This window comes from Bacillus sp. ABR, from assembly GCF_056172715.1.
In genome coordinates this window covers 173,010-190,277 of the sequence record NZ_JAOYSL010000004.1, presented here as the reverse complement: position 1 = coordinate 190,277, position 17,268 = coordinate 173,010, and the positions used below count along the sequence as shown (strand labels likewise).

Here is a 17,268-nt window from a genome sequence, read left to right as displayed (position 1 = left end):
TTAAAATAGACGCTTTAACAGAAAAGGAGCCCACCCCGAATAAAACGGAGGGACTCCCATTTTGATTCGGTAGCCTGCCGACCTTAGCAAAAAAGAATCATTTACCTTAGGACATGGCTTTGCGTCTCTATGTTTCCATAGATTTGCCTTTTTCTTCTTTTCTTTTAGATATTTTCTATTTACGTCCACTTTATATGAAAATATTGTTTTTTTCACCGAAAAATGGGTGTAAAGATTCATGCGTTATACCGAAGGGTTTACATGATAATTGACGATATTTACCGAAAATAACTAATAATAGTTGCGTTCAACCGAAAATAATCGACTAAATACCGCAAAAATTTCATATTTTCCCTTAAATATTGAAAATATGGCCGAAAATCTAGGATAGAGGTCTCCTTTCGTTTCCCGCAAATTCTTAAATCTTAAGAACTACATTCCCTAAAAAAATGAATTTTTTTACTGTAAAAACAACAAAAAAAAGAGCTGCCATTTCAAATGACAACTCCTTGTTTCTTCATTATATTTACATCACCTTAGACAGACCAATCGTTTTCTCAATAATGAGCAGCGCAATGATAGAAATGATAATAAATATGACAGATATCGCATTGACACTTGGATCAAAGGTCTGCTCAATGTAATTAAAGGTCCTGACCGGAATTGTGATGGTTTGAGGTGAGGAAACGAATAAACTGATCGATATTTCCCCAAATGACGTCACAGCTGAAAACACTCCGCCTGCAATGATTCCCGGCTTAATCAAAGGCAATGTGACTCGAAAAAACGTGCGAATGGGTCCTGCGCCAAGATTCATTGAAGCCAGCTCAAGACGCGGATCTAAATTCGAAACACTCACACCTACCGTTCGAACCACATAGGGAAAACCAATGATGACGTGACCAATGACGAGCGCCCACAAAGACCCTGTAAAGCCCATAGCCGTAAACAAGTAAAGCATAGCAATCCCTAACACCACTTGAGGAATCATGAGAGGTGACAGAATGAAAGCTTGGACAGCCTCCTTTCCCTTAAAGGAAAGCCTTGCTAAAGCATACGAAGCCATTGTCCCTAAAAGAACCGTGAGAGGCGTCACAATGAAAAGCAGAATCACACTGATCCGAAGCGATTCCATCCATTCTGGATTTGACACGACCTCATGAAACCAGCGAACAGAGAACGAAGTCGGTGGAAATTCAGGAAAGGCATTTGGACTAAAAGCAGATAGGACGATCACAAGAACAGGAATGGTTAAAAAAAGATAAACCAATGACCCAGCAGTCCAAATCAGGATAGAAAGCAAGCGGTCACCTATTGACTTTTTACGCATGCATCCTCGCCTCCCAACGCTTCAATAAATAGCTTAGTAGACTGACCACCACAAGCACACAAACCAATAATGTAAAGGACATAGCTGCAGCAAGAGGCAGGTTATACACCTGCATCACCTGCTGATAAATTGACAGCGGCAGCAGCGGCTGCATCCGTCCGCCGACTAACAGCGGAGTGATATAACTTCCTGCTGCCAGTGAGAAGACGATGATCGCGCCTGTCACCATGCCTGGAATGGTCAGTGGTAAGGTGACATGAAAAAAGGTTCGAATCCGGCCAGCTCCAAGACTCATAGAAGCCGGTTTTAAGTGACGATCCATATCGGTTAAACTTGTTGCGATCGGCAGTACTGCAAATGGCAGCATGACTTGGACATAGGCAATAATGACCGCATTCATATTCCACAGCATCGAGAGCGGCTTCTCAATCACATGTAAATCTAGTAACATACCATTGATCAGACCATTTTGCGAAAGAAGAACAATCCATGCAAACGTCCGAATCACAACACTTGTCAAAAGCGGCGACACAAGTAAGATATAGAAAAATGCCCGCAGACGCGGATTAGGTGCCTTGACGAGCACGTATGCTGCTGGGTATGCCATCAATAAACAAATCACCGTTGTCTGTAAAGCCACCCACACGGTACTTCCAATCGCCTTTACATATGCATCTGTCGTGAACACATGAATATATTGAGAAAAGCTATACGTTTGTAATGTATTCATCATCGAATCGACATCGCGAAAACTGAGAACGAGCATCATCACAAGCGGAGCTAGTAAAAATACAACAAGAAACAAACAGGCTGGCAGCAGCATAAACCAATGAAATCGTTGATTCTTTTTCTTGATTCGCATCACGTATGCACCTTCGAATCTAAGAAAACGATATCTTCAGGCTGCCAATGGATATGGACGGTTTCTCCAACTTCAGGCAGCTCGGGAAATGCAGCATCAGAAGCATGGACAATGATTTCACCATTTTCAAGCCCCACAACCAAACGTAATGAATGTCCAATATAACTCACATCTGACAGCACGCCTGATACATGGTTTGGCTGAACTTTCTCCTGCTCAGAAGAGATGCTGATTCTTTCAGGACGCAGCATAAGCAGTTGCTTTTCCCTCTTCTCTTGATGTGCCGCAGCCTGCAGCTGAAGATGCTGACCGTTTGAATGGGTTACATGCGGAACCGTAAATGCAGCATCAGCTTCATTGTACACGGCCTCAAAGATATTCACCTGTCCGATGAATTCAGCTACAAATCGATTGTTTGGCTGGCGGTACACCTCTAAAGGCGTCCCAATCTGCTGAATTCTACCCTCTCCTAAAATTCCAACTCGATCAGAAAGGCTTAAGGCCTCCTCTTGATCATGTGTCACAAGAATGGTTGTAATCCCAACATTTCTTTGAATATTTCGCAGCTCTGTCTGCATGTTTTTTCTTAGTTTGGCATCTAGGTTGCTGAGCGGTTCATCAAGAAGGAGAACAGACGGCTGAATCGCCAGCGCTCTTGCTATCGCTACCCGCTGCTGCTGACCACCGCTTAATTGGTGGGGCATCCGTTTCGCAAATGCCTCTAATTGAACAAGAGACAAGCTTTCCATCACTTTCTCTTTGATTTCCGCCTTCTTTTTCTTTTGAACCTTAAGCCCGTACGCCACATTATCAAATACAGTCAGATGCGGAAAGAGTGCATAGCTTTGAAAGACCATACCTGTTTTTCTTTGGTAAGGCGGCAAAGCTGTCACATCCTGATCACCAATATAGACGACGCCTTTTGTTGGTTCTAAAAAACCGCCAATGATGTTTAATAACGTTGATTTCCCGCAGCCGCTAGGACCGAGAAGGGAGAAAAACTCTCCCTCATTCACAGTAAGACTGACATCGTTGAGAGCAATCTGCTCACCGAAGTGCTGACTGATGTGTTCTAAATGAATTCCACTCATGCGATCACCTATTTTCCTCCGCCTAATACTTCGTTCCATCGATTTGTCCAATTGCCCAGCTCAGAGGTTGCTGTTTCATAATCTACCCAAGTCAGCTTGCTGTAATAATTTTCTCCAACTTTCACTTTCCCCTTAATCTTGTCATTGTACTTCACATCAGAATTCGACATGCCATAATAAGATTTTTCCGAGAAAGCCTCCTGAGCTTCTTTTCCACTCAAGTAGTTTAATAGTTTGTATGCCGCTTCTTCGTGCTGACTTCCTTTCGTTAAAGCCCAGCTCGCTACAGCTGCAACAGCGCCTTCTTTCGGATATGAGAAACCAATATCCATTCCTTCTTCTTCAAGTGCAAATACTCGCCCGTCCCAATACGGAACAGCTGCGACATCCCCACGTTCTAACAAGGTTTGAATCGATCCTGGGTTATCCGGAAAAGCAGCGACATGACCTTTTAATTGCGCGAGACTTTTAAATGCTTTATCAATATCCTTAGGATTTGATTCTGTCCCCCCTTGTGCATGAACAAGTGCAGAGAAAAATTGCAAACCAGCTGAATAAGTCGGAGATGAAATGGCTACCTTCCCTTTCAACTGACTGCTCCATAGGTCTGTCCAGCTGTTTGGTTCCTGCTTGACGAGATCTTTTCTATAAGCAATTCCAAGCTGCCCCATACTAAAGCCTGCTGCATATTGTTTTCCATTCACAGTAAGCTTCTTTTGGACAGAACGGTAAAGCTTTTTGACGTTCGGCGCTTGATCTTCATCGATAGGCGCAAGAACGTTTGCTGCAATACCTCTTTGAATCGTGTCAGGCTGTAAGATTAGTAAGTCATATGGTGGATTTTTCCCATTTGACGCTTTTAATTTTGTAAACCATTCAGAATCCGCTCCAGAGACGGTCTGCACTTTAATTCCCGTATCTTTTTCAAACTTTTCAAGGATTGGTTTGATATTCTTTTCCCAATCGCCTCCATATACGCCAACAATCACAGTCTGCTGCTGTTTGCCTTGATCCTTTCCATTTCCACCACAAGCGGTCAGCAGTACAACGATGGATAGGATACCTGCAACAATAGCGATTAATCTTCTTTTCATGATTCATTTCCCCCTTTTTGTCCATTCATTTGACGAAGTGCTTGAGTAATATCTTCCTTTGTTAACGGCTCATTTCTATGACTGAAATATTGATGAACTGCATGTTTATAGTGCGTACGTTCATTAGCCGGATAGGAACGCAGCTGAACGGCTAGCTCACTACTGGCTTCGTCCGTCCATACTTTCTCATAAGCTGCTCTTTGTTCTCCGAAATCCCACACATCAGTAGCTGCAGGATCACCAGCCTTTTCACGCACCTTGCTCGTCTGCTCCTCATCAATCTTCCATTCATTTTGCTCTAAATACACTTGAACACCATATTGCTGCAGCGCTCTTTCTTCACTTAATAGACCAGCTTCCACTTCCTGAAGGACTTTTTCTTTCTTTCTGGCAAATGGATTCCCCCAGCCGCCTCCACTTGGTGAAATCAATTGAACGATATCGCCTTTTTCAAGTCGCAGAACATCTATTTTGGGCTGGTCTTGTTTCTCACCATTAGCTGTGATCAGCTTGACCTCACCAACCGCTCCTGCTCGGCCGCCCATTAAACCCCAAGGCTGAAACTTCATCCGTTCCATTCCTCGTGCTGTCACCATCGATTCAGGCTTCATCATTTCAAATTCCAAACCAATCGCATGTCCGCCTCGATTTTCACCAGCTCCACCTGTATTCGGCAGAAGCTCATATCGGTGAACATGAATATCAATATGCTGTTCCAAACTCTCAATTGGGGTATTCTTCAAAAAGCCTGACGAATGATCAATACCGTCAACTCCATCAGTACCATTTTGAGCACCGCCGCCTCCGCCTAATGGTTCGACAACGGACATTTTCCTGCCACCCGTTTGATCATCAGGTACAGAGAGAACCACAATGGCAGATTGACCTGCACCTGCTGCCGGTACTGCTTCAGGCAGCAGCTTACCAATCGCACCTAGCACGACATTGTACAGCCTCATCGTAATCGAATGACGAATCCCGACAGAGGCTGGATATTCTGGATGCACCAGCGTTCCTTTAGGAGAGATCACATCGATTGGATACGTTATTCCACCATTAATCGGTATAAAAGGATCCTTACTAATGATGTAATTAATCAACCCTTGATAAAGAAAGGAATGCTTCTGACCATTGGTAACAAGGTTAAAGGCTGTTTTTACTTGCGGGTCACACTCAGAAAAATCGAGCGTCAGCCGTTTGCCTTTGATCGTTAGCTTGATTTTCAACCGAATAGGGACGTCTGAAATCATATCATCATCTAAATAATCAGCAAATTCACTCGTTCCATCCGGTATAGCTTCAATGACCTTTCCAGCACGATCCTCGGCTTGCTTCAGCAAGTCTATCATTCCTTGTTTCACTTCGTTTTTTCCAAATTTCTCAATCATTTCTTTTAACCGAATATCTGCTGTATTCACTGCAGCAATCATCGCATTGATATCACCATCGTTTAGATGACTAGCGCGGCTGTTAGCTCTCAAAAAAGTACGTACGACCTGATTCTCTTTCCCACCTTCATAAATTTTTACTGGCGGAATTCTTAATCCTTCTTGATGAACATCCGTTGCTGTCGGTGAAATACTCGAAGGCACAAGGCCACCCACATCACTGACATGAACAAAAGACCAAGCATAGCTTACGATTTCACCATCTACAAAAATCGGCTTAATGATATGGACATCTGGCAGGTGAGTCGCCAAACCATCTGTCGTATAAGGATCATTAGTGATGATAATGTCTCCTGGCTGCATCTGTCCGCTTTCTTCAATTGCTTTTTTTAGACTCAGCCCTAAAAAGATCGTCACACCCACTGTCTTCGGATAAACAAAGAAATCTCCAGAAGGTGTGGCTAGTGCTGTCGCAAAGTCAGCAGATTCTTTGACGAAGGTCGTAAACGACGTCCGTTCAATGACATGCCCCATACCTGATGCAATCGCATTAAAATAACTGCGCATCATCTCAAGCTTTGCTGGGTCAGTTCTCATGTAAAGCCGCCTCCTTTGAAATCACTAAGTTACCTGATGGATCAATACTGCCTGTCCAGTTTGGCAAAATTAATGTTGTCGTATCATCCTGCTCAATCACGGCAGGCCCATTTACAATAGAACCTACTGACAGCGTATCCCGATTATAAACCGATGCTTCGTATTCTTTTTCTTCTATAAAAATTCGTCTATATTCATTTGGTTTCAAAGACTGTCCCATGCTTTCTTGAACAGGTGAAAAAGGCAGCGGAGGCGTCTCACCTATGACTCGAACGCGTAAATGAGTAAACTCGATTTTTGCCTGATCATCCCTATGACCATATTGACGCTGATGCAATTTGTGAAAGGCTTCAATAAGTTGGTGGATGTCTTGTTCTTGCTTTAACCAATCAATCGATAATGGCAATTCAATCTCAAATGCCTGCCCTTGATATCGTGCGTCTGCTAATAAGAGAATGGATGTCTGATTGATATGCTGAATGTTCTGCTGGCTGACCCAATCAGTCGCTTTTCGTGACAGCTTCTCATAATCTTGTTTTAGTTGGTTGATCGAATAGTCTTGTAAACATATTTTCTTCGACAGCACCGCATCATGGATAAAATCAGCTGTTAAAGCACCTAACGCACATAATGTACCAGGACTTGGAGGAACAACTACATTTTTCGCATGAATTTCTCTTGCAAGGAAATTCGCCACAACCGGTCCTGCTCCGCCAAACGCCAGCAAACTAAAATCTCTAGGGTCAAATCCTTGCTGCTCCATCACATTGCTTAATTCTGTGTACATATTGGCTACGGCTACTTGAATGAGCTGGTCAGCCGCCTCTTCAAGCGTTTTGTTGAGCTGATCAGCAATTGGCTGAAAGGCCTTTTTCGCCGCAGACAGTTGTAAATGTAAATGTCCTCCGGCAAAACGTTCTTGATTGAGATAACCGCATATGAGAAACGCATCAGTTAAAGCTGCTTTTTCTCCCTTTCCATACGAAGCTGGTCCCGGGTTTGAGCCAACTGATTCCGGCCCCGCTTTGAGAAGTCCGCCCTGATCAATCCATGCTACCGAACCTCCTCCTGCTCCTATTGAATACATCGCAACAGATGGAAGAATGATTGGGAAGCCTGAAAGCTGATTGGATTGAGCCATTGTAGGCTGTCCATTTTGAATGATTGAGATATCTGCACTCGTCCCCCCAACATCAAAAGTGATCAGATTGGGTTCACTCGCTGATGCTGCAATTCTCGCCGCACCGATGACACCAGCTGCCGGACCAGAAAAGAGAGTCTTAACAGGCGAGGTTGCCGCACTTTCTGCATCCATTAAACCACCATTTGATTGTGTAATGTATGGAGAAATTGGTACACCTTCTTCCTTCAAACGGCTTTTCAATGTTTGCAAATACTGTTTCACCTTTGGCTGAATGTACAAATTAACAACAGACATCACTGTACGCTCGTATTCCCTCATTTGAGGCCATAATTCAGATGAGGTAAGGACTTCTAACTGTGGATAATGATGATTGATATAGGCTTTTGCCTGTAATTCATGAACTGGGTTTTGATAACTATGTAAAAATGAAATGACGATACCTGCTAGCTTTTTAGATATAACATGCTGGACCGCATCATCTAATTGCTGCAGATGGAGAGGTTTTTTGATCGTACCATCGTGTATCAACCTTTCAGAGATTGGATATACATGCTTCCGTGGTATCAATGGTTCTGGCAAACGAGAATTGAAGTCATAAGGAACGGGTAGTCGTAAACGTTGAAGTGACAATATATCTTGAAATCCTTCTGTCACAAAAAGGGCTAAATCTGCTCCTTTTCGCTGTAATAATGTATTCAGACCGATTGTCATTCCGTGAACGAGGTATTGGATGTTGGATAAATCAACACCTCTTTTTTTTAGAAGATTTAACCCATTGATAATTCCTTGGGCTGGGTCATCAGTCACTGTAGGCGTTTTGAGTTCAGTCAGCTCCCCTGTTGCTTCATTTATCAGCGATAAATCAGTAAATGTTCCGCCTATGTCTATTCCGAGCCGGTATGAGACATCCGCCATTTGTACTTCCCTCCTACAATGTAATTAGAATCATATTTTGATAAATTACGACATTTTTTGATATTTGACTCCATATTATTAAAGCAGATCGGTCTAGTCAATTTTATTTTTTTGAAATTTCTGTGTGTTAAATTCTTGAAATTAGCCAAAAAAGCAGTGATAAAGCCATTTTGGATGAGCATATTCGTTTTCTGACCCACAAAATTAAAATTTTTATGAATTTCTACAAAAATGAAAAGCAAGAAATCAGGTAAAAACTGTTTTTTGAATTTTAAAAGACGTTTTTTCAAAACCAGGAGAAATTGGTAAGTAATTCTGCTATACTTCTGTTTACAAAATACGCAAACAAGAAAGAGAGCCAGCATCTATGAAACTTCTTAAAATGATTCTCTTGCTTTTATTGATTGTCATTGGTGTAGCAACAGGCTATATCCAGCTAGAGCAAGGGAAACAAGAGACAGCGAATTCATCTTATGACAAAACCATTCATTTTCCATCAGACCGCTATCCAGAAACAGCCAAGCACATAGAAGAAGCCATTGATGAAGGTCATTCGTCCATTTGTACAATTGACCGTAAACATAGTGATGAGCAGAGAGATCGATCACTACATGGCATTCCAACAAAGCGCGGGTATGATCGGGACGAATGGCCAATGGCGATGTGCAAAGAAGGAGGCAGTGGAGCTTCTGTCAAATATGTACGCCCTTCTGATAATAGAGGCGCAGGCTCGTGGGTTAGTCATCAATTATCGGATGATCCTGACGGCACAAGAATTCAATTTATCATCGATTAGCCGCCTTTCCCTTTTCTATATTAAAAAAACTTTCACATGACTGCTTGCAGGTATTTTAAACACTTTTTTCATGCCGATAATCCTTAAGGAGGGATATCCTACCTTATACCTAAAGGAGTCAAAAATCATGAAGAAAAAGGGAAAACTGAGGCTAGGCGCCAAAATTTTGCTGATCTTTTTAAGTGTCCTCATCATCTTTTCTGCGGTTGTTGGTTATGTTGTGAATCGCGAAATGACAGAAAATATTAAGCAAATGGCAACTGAAAAAGCAAAAGGTGACTTAAAACTAGGCTACGCCTACCTAAATGAAAAAGTGTCAGGCTCGTGGCAGATTAAAGAAGACAAGCTATTCAAAGGAAATACGCAAATCAATGATCATGACACATTGGTTGACCAATTAGCCGAATATACCGGTGATACCATCACGATTTTTCAAGGAAATACCCGTGTTGCTACGAATGTCATGTTAAACGGGAAACGAGCTGTAGGTACTGAAGTCTCTCCTGAAGTGAAGACCACTGTTTTAGACAAAGGAGAAAATTATTACGGGACAGCAAATGTTGCTGGGAAAGACTATCAAACGGCTTATATGCCAATCAAAAATGAAGCAGGCGAAACAATTGGTATTTTTTATACTGGCGCTAATCAAAGCATGATTTCACAAATGCTTCAGTCATTCTATATACAATTTGTCATCGTCCTTTTGTTAAGTCTGATCGTTTCAGTCATCATTATTTCTATTTTCACTAAGCGGATTCAGGTACGTCTCAAGCATTTGGCTTCTGCCATTAAGAGTGCAGGCGAAGGTCATTTAACCATCAATGTGACGGATACTGCCGGAGATGAATTGTCTGATCTGGCTGGACATTTCAATAAGATGCGTGAAAAACTAAATCAAACCATTCTAAATGTCATGAACACGTCTGAATTAGTGGCCACATCCTCTGAACAGCTGTCAGCTAGCGCAGAAGAAACGAGTGCAGCATCAGAAAAAATCACCCACACGATCCAAGAAGTGGCACAATCTTCAGAAGAACAGTCCGCTCAAATGACAGCTAGTGAGCACAAGATGATTCAAGTATCAAACGAGCTGGCAAACATCACTGAAAATGCCGGACAAATGGCTTCAAGAAGTCACTTCGCACAAGAAATTGCCCAAAAAGGTGTACACAATATCGGTGAAGTTCATTCACAAATGACATCTATTGCAAAATCAATTGAAGAAAACGGTACAGCAATTCAAGCATTGGAAACACGTTCAGCTGAAATTGATCATATTTCCAAAGTCATTACAGATATCGCCAGCCAGACAAACCTGCTAGCTCTTAATGCAGCAATTGAAGCAGCACGGGCAGGTGAGCATGGAAAAGGGTTTGCTGTTGTCGCAGACGAAGTGAGAAAGCTCGCTGAAGAATCTCAAGCATCATCAAACATGATTTCCCATCTCATTTCTGAAATACAAAAAGAGATGACTCATTCGACGAATGCCATCAAACAAGTAAGAGAAGAAGCAGCTCAAGGGGCTGTCCTTATCTCTCATACAGAAGAATCTTTTCATGATATCCAGCAGTCCATGAGAGAAATGGCAGATGGCATTAAGCATTTATCGAGTGCATCACAAAAAATCGCAGCTTATACTAACGATGCGAAACAGTCTTTTGCGTCTATTACAGAAGGCGTTAAACGAACGAGTGAACATTCACAGCAAGTAGCAGGTTTAACAGAAGAACAATTTGCTGCAATGGAAGAAGTAACAGCTTCATCAGAAGCACTTGCCCATTTAGCAGGAGATTTAAAAGCAATGGTCTCGCAATTTCACATCTAGATCCCACAACAAATAGCGCAAGACGGCTGCAATCGTCTTGCTGCCTAACTTTCTCCTCAAGAATGACTCTTTCAACCATTTACGTTTCAACGAAAATCCATGAATAAAGGAGTTTTTTATATGAATCTCTTAAATCAAACCTATTCTCTATCTATCTCCTACCACCAAATCACGGTATACACCGGAAGCGAAACACCACCTATCATTGATTGGACAGATGAGGACATTCTTCAAGGATTCGCAACTGGAGATCAAGGAGTTTCCTTTGAAGGAATCAATAATGGAAAGGCGTCTATTATTGTGACATTAAATAGCGATGAGCCCCAAGTCTCTATTGATAGAGCTATAACAGTGCCCTTTACGCATACAAGGGATCAAGTTTATATCACAAGCGTCATGGCTCATGTACTGTCTTTCCCCATTCCAAAAGGAGACTATCAGCTTACCTGCTATACCTCACAGCAGCCTGATCAAGATGTTTATTATGTAAATTTCCAAACAGTGTAGATTACGACTGATCGTATAAATCAAGCCACTTTTCCGCATAGTCTACCGATTCTCTCACTGGCAATAAATATGAACTGGCAAGTCCGATTTGATTGTGCTGATGGAGGCCTCCTGATTGCAGAAAATCACGGCCAATCTGTTCAAATAGTTCTTCTCTTGTGATGATATCTTGGTACTCTTTCCATACTCTCCACCCATTTTCTAAAATAGGGGCTCCTCTTGTCATGAGGTCCTGCTGGGGGATTCGGTATTCAGCTAGATGAAAAGCTGTCATGCTTTCAAATGTTGTACCAAGCAGCAGCACTTGAGCATGAAGATCATACATGCGACCAAGAGGCGAATGCTCTCCTAATCCAAAGGAAAGTGCATGGTGTTTCAGAATTTCATGTTTTCTTTTCCCCCAGGCTGTGAATGAAAAATGGGGATGGTTGCTTCTCGCCACGCCTGGGTATTTCCAAAATGTTTCCGCTACCTTTCCCATTGCTGTTGGCGTCGTGTAAGCTGGATCAAATGCAGGCATTGTTTCTTTGATCGATTTCCACCATGAATAAGGAACAGGCGGATCAATCCAATCGGCAGGATCAGAAAGCTCTAACGTTTGTGCCGGCATAATGAGTGTCCCCTCTTCTGTTAAGGTTTCCATCAATGCTTGTATGACGGCTACAGCGCCTCCGTTTACCCAGCCGATGGATGATAAAGATGAGTGAACACATAAAATCATGCCCTTTTTCACACCAAGTTGTTCCAAGTCTGCTTTGATTGTTTCCTTTGTCATCGGTTCAGCTTGATTTTCGATTAATTTTTGCATCGTTCCTTTTCCTCCTGCGTCTCTTCGATTATTGATGAATGAGACGTTTAACCGCAATAGACAGTTTGTAATTTGCGTAATTTGTCAGCTCCGTTAAAAACTGATCAAGCTCATCATGACTCGAGAAATGTCCTTCAGCCATATAACAGCCCTCACCACTTATTTTGAACAAATTCTTGATTTCTTCCTTTTCATAAAGAAACGACAGAAGTGGTTCATGATGATGACTCCGGGTATAGAGCTGCAAAAATGTTTGAATCGTCTTTTGCGTCTGCCAATCAATTGAAATGGTATATGCTTCGATCACGCCTTCTTCTTCTAGCTTTAACACCCGATTTGCAACAGCTTGGCCGGTTAAATGAACTTTTTCACCTAGAGCTTTCATCGTTAATCGGCTATTCTTTGATAGTTCTTTTAAAATATTCATATCTGTTTGGTCTAGCATTGGCTCACCTCTTTCAAAAATCAAGCCCTTCCGATAAAAGACTTTCATGATCCTCTGTCACATAGAACTCTTTTAATATACTGTAAACTTAATCAGAAAAAAAGGAGGCCTTTTTATGAAAATTACACTCATTCGCAATGCTACTTTATACCTTCACTATGGTCATTCAACTTTTTTAATCGATCCCTTTTTGGCAGCAAAAGGAACATATCCACCGTTCCCTCATACAGCCAATCAACATTTGAACAACCCTATTGTGGAGCTTCCTGTAAATATAGATTTAGACAGTCTGTTACACCCAGATGCTGTCTTACTCTCTCATTTACATGTGGACCACTTTGACGACGAGGCCAAAAGGAAATTAGCTCAAGATGGGCCAATTTATACTCAATCGGAGAAGGATCGAAAAGAAGTTGAAGAAGCTGGATTTCAGCATGTCACATGCATTGAAGATGAAATGGACATTTGCGGCGTTCATATTAAACGTACAGGTGGACAGCATGGGACGGGAGAAACGGCGAAGCGAATGGGGCAGGTGAGCGGTTTTGTTTTCTCTCACCCTGATGAACCTACCCTTTATATTGCAGGTGATACCATTTGGTGTGATGAACCGAAAGAGGTTGTGAATACATGCAAGCCAGACGTCATTGTGGTCAATAGCGGAGCTGCTCAATTTTTAGAAGGCGATCCGATTACCATGACTAAGGAAGAAATTTTAGACATTCACCGTTCTCAGCCAAAAGCTCAAATTGTCGCCTGTCATCTTGAAGCTGTGAATCATTGCTTGTTAACAAGAGCTGCTTTGGAAGCTTACATTCAAGAGCATCATGCAGATCAAGCCATTTTTGTCCCTCAAGATGGGGAAAGTCTCACCTTCTGATCACAATAAAAAACCGGCACCTCGCTGCCGGTTTTATCATTATTATGGGCGATGGTGCTGTGGTTTTTTCAGCAATGGAACAAATCCGTTCTTTTTCAAATGATTGTAATGCTCATCCATTCGTTTCGTGATGTGTGTGCCTTGTTCCTTTGTTAACACGCCATACTGTACATATTTCTCAATGACTGCTTTTCGTTTAGAAAGAATTTGCTGCTCAAGGATTTCAATTTGTTTTTGTTGTTCTGCTGTTAATTTCACTTGGTGTGTCACCGGGCGCTTTTCCATTTGAGGTGTTTCTCCATGAGCCGTTTCTATCTGAAAACCAAATAACAGCATCATCGACAAGATGATCAAACCGCTTATTTTTTTCATCATTGTTGTTCCCTCCTTTATTCGCCTTTATTTTGCGCTCACTTTCCTTTTTTATACATTATTTCAACACGCAAATTGCTTATAATATTCTTACTTTTTCACTTTTCTTCTGAAAACGTTGTCCTATCAGAAAAAGCGTGCTATGTTTTGTTTTGTATCAAAAATAGAGGAGGATTCTTAAATGAGTCGTTTTTATCATAAAAAATCTATATGGATCATGCTTGTTGTATCTGCTTGCATCTTTATCATGTCTGCTTGCAGCCAATCAGGCTCATCTCAATCTGGAGACACAAAGTGGGATGAGATTAAAAAGAAAGGAAAAATCGTGGTTGCAACTTCAGGCACCCTTTATCCAACTTCTTATCATGATACTTCTAATGGCAAGGATCGATTAACTGGCTATGAAGTAGAAGTTGTCAAAGAAGCGTTTAAACGTCTTGATGTGAAAGTAGAATTTAAAGAAATGGGTTATGACGGGATGCTGAGCGCCATTAATTCTGGTCAAGTGGATGCCGCTGCAAATGATATCGACATCACAGATGACAGAAAAGACAAGTTTGCCTTTTCAACCCCTTATAAGTATTCCTACGGAACGGCTATCGTACGGAAAGATGATTTATCTGGCATTAAAACTTTAAAAGATTTAAAAGGAAAGAAAGCAGCAGGTGCTGCCACGACGATTTACATGGATGTCGCTCGTAAGTACGGTGCAAAGGAAGTCATTTATGATAATGCGACAAACGAGCAATACTTAAAGGATGTTGCAAACGGCCGAACAGATGTCATTTTAAATGATTATTACTTGCAGACACTGGCTCTTGCTGCATTTCCTAAATTAAATATTACGATTCACCCTGACTTGAAATACATGCCGAATGAACAAGGTTTTGTCATGAAGAAGGACAACAAAGAGCTTCAAAAAGAATTGAATCGTGTATTAAGCGACATGAAAAAAGACGGAACAATGAAAAAGATTTCTGAGAAATTCTTTAATCATGCAGACGTCTCAAAGAAAATTGATGCTGATGTCGAAGATGTCGACATTTCCAAATAAGGAGCCGCAATCGTGGGAGATATTCATTTAGAATATATATTTAATCCTGCACTGGCAAAGGCGTCATTTCCGTTTGTCATGAAAGGCATCTGGCTGACGCTGCTCATTTCCTTTGTGAGCATGTTTTTTGGTACCATTCTTGGTTTTTTTATCGCTCTTGCCAGGATGGCGAATTCATGGATTCTTAAGCTGCCTGCACGGCTGTATATCTCATTCATGCGAGGCGTGCCCATTCTGGTGATTTTGTTTATTCTTTATTTTGGGTTCCCTTATATCGGCATTGAGTTTACAGCAGTCACTGCCGCCATTATTGGGTTCAGCTTCAATAGTGCTGCCTATATTGCAGAAATTAATCGGGCGGCCCTCTCCTCTGTTCCAAGTGGACAGGTGGAAGCGGCTAAATCATTAGGTCTCAGCTATTGGCAAACGATGCGCGGTGTCATTTTGCCTCAATCCGTCCGCATCGCCTTGCCGCCATTGACCAATGTCATGCTTGATTTAATCAAAGCTTCCTCACTGGCAGCGATGATTACTGTACCAGAGCTCTTCCAGCAAGCAAAAATTGTAGGCGGACGAGAATTTGATTATATGACCATGTATATTTTGGTCGCACTCATTTACTGGGGCATTTGCAGTGTCGTCTCATTGCTTCAGGACTTTTTAGAAAAACGCTATGCGAAATATCTGTAGCAAAAAAAAGAGCAGATCTCATGGATCTGCTCTTTTTCAGCATGATAGAAAACCTTTGCAGCCCTAAGCACCGGAGCGCAGACCTGCGGGCGAATGCGAGGGTTTGTTATACACGATAATTAATGAATAAGCCATAACCACACATATAATCCGAGTAAAGTGAGGATCAAGGTTGGGATGGTCAGGATGATTCCGGCTTTCATGTAAGCCCCCCAAGAGATATGAACGCCTTTTTTCTTTAAGACATGAAGCCACAGCAATGTCGCCAATGAGCCGATTGGGGTCATTTTCGGTCCAAGGTTGGAGCCGATAACATTGGCATAAATCAGTCCGTCTCTCATGACACCTGCTGTATCTGTATGTCCAATGGCAATCGCATCAATTAAAACGGTCGGCAGATTGTTCATCACAGAGGACAGCACTGCGGCAAGTACACCCATAAACATCGTTCCTGCAAGCAAGCCATGTGATGCCCCTTGCTCGATCCATGCCGCCAATATTTCAGTAAGGCCAACATTTTTCAGTCCATATACGACGACATACATACCGATCGAGAAAAATACAATGGACCACGGCGCTTCTTTGATCACTCGCTTTGTCGCCACTTGCGGACTTCTTCTCGCCAGCCACAAGAAAGCAAGGGCAATCCCGCCTACAATAATGGACACTGGAACACCGATCAGCTCGCCCGCAAAATAACCAACAAGCAGACAGCCGAGCACATACCAAGACAAACGGAACATACGGATATCTCGAATAGCTGATGCCGGCTCTTTCGCCTGTGACAGATCGTAGGTTTTTGGGATAAGCTTTCGGTAAAACACATACAGAACCAGCATGCTCGCCCCAAGCGACACAAGGTTTGGCACGAACATATTCGCTGTATATTCTAGAAAACCAATATGAAAATAGTCGGCTGATACGATATTGACCAGGTTACTAATGACAAATGGCAAGGAGGTTGTATCTGCAATAAAGCCGCTTGCCATCACAAAAGGTAGCACCATGCGCTCATCCAGCTTCAACGCTCTCACGACAGATAAGACGATTGGGGTCAAAATCAGTGCCGCTCCATCGTTGGCAAAAAAAGCAGCCACAACAGCGCCGAGCAATGTTAAATAAATAAACATGCGGACACCGTTGCCTCTTGCGGCTTTTGCCATATGCAGTGCAGCCCATTCAAAAAAGCCGATCTCATCTAAAATTAACGAAATGATAATAATACCAATAAAAGCAAAGGTGGCGTTCCATACAATTTGCGTAACTTCCCACACATCGCCCAGATGAACGACGCCAAAGGCAAGCGCAAGAATGGCGCCCCCACATGCTGACCATCCTATGGTGACACGTCCTGGCTGCCAAATGACAAGGACGAGGGTCATGATGAAAATCAAAATGGCTAAGGTGACTGAACCCAAAGGTGGCCCCCCTTTCATTTTTCTCATAAAATCTTTATCTATCATACAACGA

16 protein-coding genes and 1 riboswitch are annotated in these 17,268 nt (G+C 42.2%); of the genes, 6 read left to right on the top strand and 10 right to left on the bottom strand.

The features are described 5' to 3' along the window. Positions 1 to 65 precede the first annotated feature (65 nt). A riboswitch (cyclic di-GMP riboswitch) is annotated at positions 66 to 158 on the bottom strand. A gap of 368 nt (positions 159 to 526) precedes the next feature. Genes OIT90_RS14410 through OIT90_RS14385 form a run of 6 tightly spaced genes read right to left on the bottom strand, consistent with a single transcriptional unit; the run spans position 527 to position 8,421 of the window. Then, on the bottom strand, positions 527 to 1,330 hold the full coding sequence (locus tag OIT90_RS14410) for an ABC transporter permease (RefSeq protein ID WP_024424298.1): 804 nt from the start codon (positions 1,328 to 1,330) through the stop codon (positions 527 to 529). After that, positions 1,323 to 2,192: an ABC transporter permease gene (locus OIT90_RS14405; protein WP_039176427.1), complete on the bottom strand. Its 870-nt coding sequence runs from the start codon at positions 2,190 to 2,192 to the stop codon at positions 1,323 to 1,325. Before OIT90_RS14405 ends, OIT90_RS14410 begins: the two co-directional genes overlap by 8 nt. After that, entirely contained in the window at positions 2,192 to 3,283 is a 1,092-nt protein-coding gene (locus tag OIT90_RS14400) for an ABC transporter ATP-binding protein (protein WP_268502138.1), read from the bottom strand. The genes OIT90_RS14405 and OIT90_RS14400 overlap by 1 nt, the downstream gene beginning before the upstream one ends. An 8-nt stretch (positions 3,284 to 3,291) precedes the next feature. After that, positions 3,292 to 4,377: an ABC transporter substrate-binding protein gene (locus OIT90_RS14395; RefSeq protein ID WP_058837302.1), complete on the bottom strand. Its 1,086-nt coding sequence runs from the start codon at positions 4,375 to 4,377 to the stop codon at positions 3,292 to 3,294. Next, positions 4,374 to 6,362 carry a hydantoinase B/oxoprolinase family protein gene (locus tag OIT90_RS14390; protein ID WP_058837301.1) on the bottom strand — a complete coding sequence of 663 codons (1,989 nt, stop codon included), beginning with the start codon at positions 6,360 to 6,362 and terminating at the stop codon, positions 4,374 to 4,376. The genes OIT90_RS14395 and OIT90_RS14390 overlap by 4 nt, the downstream gene beginning before the upstream one ends. Beyond that, on the bottom strand, positions 6,352 to 8,421 hold the full coding sequence (locus OIT90_RS14385) for a hydantoinase/oxoprolinase family protein (protein ID WP_058837300.1): 2,070 nt from the start codon (positions 8,419 to 8,421) through the stop codon (positions 6,352 to 6,354). The genes OIT90_RS14390 and OIT90_RS14385 overlap by 11 nt, the downstream gene beginning before the upstream one ends. Positions 8,422 to 8,788: 367 nt before the next feature. Here OIT90_RS14385 and OIT90_RS14380 point away from each other — a divergent pair, with 367 nt between their 5' ends. From OIT90_RS14380 to OIT90_RS14370, 3 genes are all read left to right on the top strand, one after another. After that, positions 8,789 to 9,217 carry a NucA/NucB deoxyribonuclease domain-containing protein gene (locus tag OIT90_RS14380; RefSeq protein WP_039176411.1) on the top strand — a complete coding sequence of 143 codons (429 nt, stop codon included), beginning with the start codon at positions 8,789 to 8,791 and terminating at the stop codon, positions 9,215 to 9,217. A 127-nt stretch (positions 9,218 to 9,344) separates the two neighbouring features. Beyond that, the gene (locus tag OIT90_RS14375; protein ID WP_126682175.1) at positions 9,345 to 11,042 is read left to right on the top strand and encodes a methyl-accepting chemotaxis protein; all 1,698 of its coding nucleotides are present in this window, start codon (positions 9,345 to 9,347) and stop codon (positions 11,040 to 11,042) included. A 120-nt stretch (positions 11,043 to 11,162) separates the two neighbouring features. Next, the gene (locus OIT90_RS14370) at positions 11,163 to 11,549 is read left to right on the top strand and encodes a competence protein ComJ (RefSeq protein WP_064498646.1); all 387 of its coding nucleotides are present in this window, start codon (positions 11,163 to 11,165) and stop codon (positions 11,547 to 11,549) included. A 1-nt stretch (position 11,550) separates the two neighbouring features. Here the strand turns inward: OIT90_RS14370 and OIT90_RS14365 are convergent, their stop codons facing one another. Together OIT90_RS14365 and OIT90_RS14360 are read right to left on the bottom strand one after the other, a co-directional pair. Then, positions 11,551 to 12,357, bottom strand: a complete 807-nt coding sequence (locus OIT90_RS14365) for an AAC(3) family N-acetyltransferase (protein ID WP_064498645.1) — start codon at positions 12,355 to 12,357, stop codon at positions 11,551 to 11,553. A 28-nt stretch (positions 12,358 to 12,385) separates the two neighbouring features. Further along, positions 12,386 to 12,802 carry an Lrp/AsnC family transcriptional regulator gene (locus tag OIT90_RS14360; protein ID WP_039176401.1) on the bottom strand — a complete coding sequence of 139 codons (417 nt, stop codon included), beginning with the start codon at positions 12,800 to 12,802 and terminating at the stop codon, positions 12,386 to 12,388. 115 nt (positions 12,803 to 12,917) lie between these two features. Between OIT90_RS14360 and OIT90_RS14355 the strand changes: the two genes are divergently transcribed. Then, positions 12,918 to 13,682: an MBL fold metallo-hydrolase gene (locus tag OIT90_RS14355; RefSeq protein WP_058837296.1), complete on the top strand. Its 765-nt coding sequence runs from the start codon at positions 12,918 to 12,920 to the stop codon at positions 13,680 to 13,682. Between the two features lie 42 nt (positions 13,683 to 13,724). Here the strand turns inward: OIT90_RS14355 and OIT90_RS14350 are convergent, their stop codons facing one another. Beyond that, the gene (locus tag OIT90_RS14350; RefSeq protein WP_039182972.1) at positions 13,725 to 14,054 is read right to left on the bottom strand and encodes a YckD family protein; all 330 of its coding nucleotides are present in this window, start codon (positions 14,052 to 14,054) and stop codon (positions 13,725 to 13,727) included. Positions 14,055 to 14,301: 247 nt separating this feature from the next. On the opposite strand from OIT90_RS14350, the gene OIT90_RS14345 reads away from it, so the two are divergent. Beyond that, positions 14,302 to 15,108, top strand: a complete 807-nt coding sequence (locus OIT90_RS14345) for a transporter substrate-binding domain-containing protein (RefSeq protein WP_372556208.1) — start codon at positions 14,302 to 14,304, stop codon at positions 15,106 to 15,108. 12 nt (positions 15,109 to 15,120) lie between these two features. After that, positions 15,121 to 15,798 carry an amino acid ABC transporter permease gene (locus OIT90_RS14340; RefSeq protein WP_047203935.1) on the top strand — a complete coding sequence of 226 codons (678 nt, stop codon included), beginning with the start codon at positions 15,121 to 15,123 and terminating at the stop codon, positions 15,796 to 15,798. Between the two features lie 119 nt (positions 15,799 to 15,917). Here the strand turns inward: OIT90_RS14340 and OIT90_RS14335 are convergent, their stop codons facing one another. Next, positions 15,918 to 17,216: an arsenic transporter gene (locus OIT90_RS14335; RefSeq protein WP_039176390.1), complete on the bottom strand. Its 1,299-nt coding sequence runs from the start codon at positions 17,214 to 17,216 to the stop codon at positions 15,918 to 15,920. Between the last annotated feature and the right edge of the window lie 52 nt (positions 17,217 to 17,268).

Bases quoted from the DNA above. Each gene is read 5' to 3' on its own strand.
- OIT90_RS14400 (WP_268502138.1), bottom strand. From the start codon at position 3,283: ATGAGTGGAATTCATTTAGAACACATCAGTCAGCACTTCGGTGAGCAG.
- OIT90_RS14360 (WP_039176401.1), bottom strand. From the start codon at position 12,802: ATGCTAGACCAAACAGATATGAATATTTTAAAAGAACTATCAAAGAAT.
- OIT90_RS14395 (WP_058837302.1), bottom strand. From the start codon at position 4,377: ATGAAAAGAAGATTAATCGCTATTGTTGCAGGTATCCTATCCATCGTT.
- OIT90_RS14350 (WP_039182972.1), bottom strand. From the start codon at position 14,054: ATGAAAAAAATAAGCGGTTTGATCATCTTGTCGATGATGCTGTTATTT.
- OIT90_RS14375 (WP_126682175.1), top strand. From the start codon at position 9,345: ATGAAGAAAAAGGGAAAACTGAGGCTAGGCGCCAAAATTTTGCTGATC.
- OIT90_RS14380 (WP_039176411.1), top strand. From the start codon at position 8,789: ATGAAACTTCTTAAAATGATTCTCTTGCTTTTATTGATTGTCATTGGT.
- OIT90_RS14365 (WP_064498645.1), bottom strand. From the start codon at position 12,357: ATGCAAAAATTAATCGAAAATCAAGCTGAACCGATGACAAAGGAAACA.
- OIT90_RS14370 (WP_064498646.1), top strand. From the start codon at position 11,163: ATGAATCTCTTAAATCAAACCTATTCTCTATCTATCTCCTACCACCAA.
- OIT90_RS14355 (WP_058837296.1), top strand. From the start codon at position 12,918: ATGAAAATTACACTCATTCGCAATGCTACTTTATACCTTCACTATGGT.
- OIT90_RS14410 (WP_024424298.1), bottom strand. From the start codon at position 1,330: ATGCGTAAAAAGTCAATAGGTGACCGCTTGCTTTCTATCCTGATTTGG.
- OIT90_RS14390 (WP_058837301.1), bottom strand. From the start codon at position 6,362: ATGAGAACTGACCCAGCAAAGCTTGAGATGATGCGCAGTTATTTTAAT.
- OIT90_RS14345 (WP_372556208.1), top strand. From the start codon at position 14,302: ATGTCTGCTTGCAGCCAATCAGGCTCATCTCAATCTGGAGACACAAAG.
- OIT90_RS14385 (WP_058837300.1), bottom strand. From the start codon at position 8,421: ATGGCGGATGTCTCATACCGGCTCGGAATAGACATAGGCGGAACATTT.
- OIT90_RS14405 (WP_039176427.1), bottom strand. From the start codon at position 2,192: ATGCGAATCAAGAAAAAGAATCAACGATTTCATTGGTTTATGCTGCTG.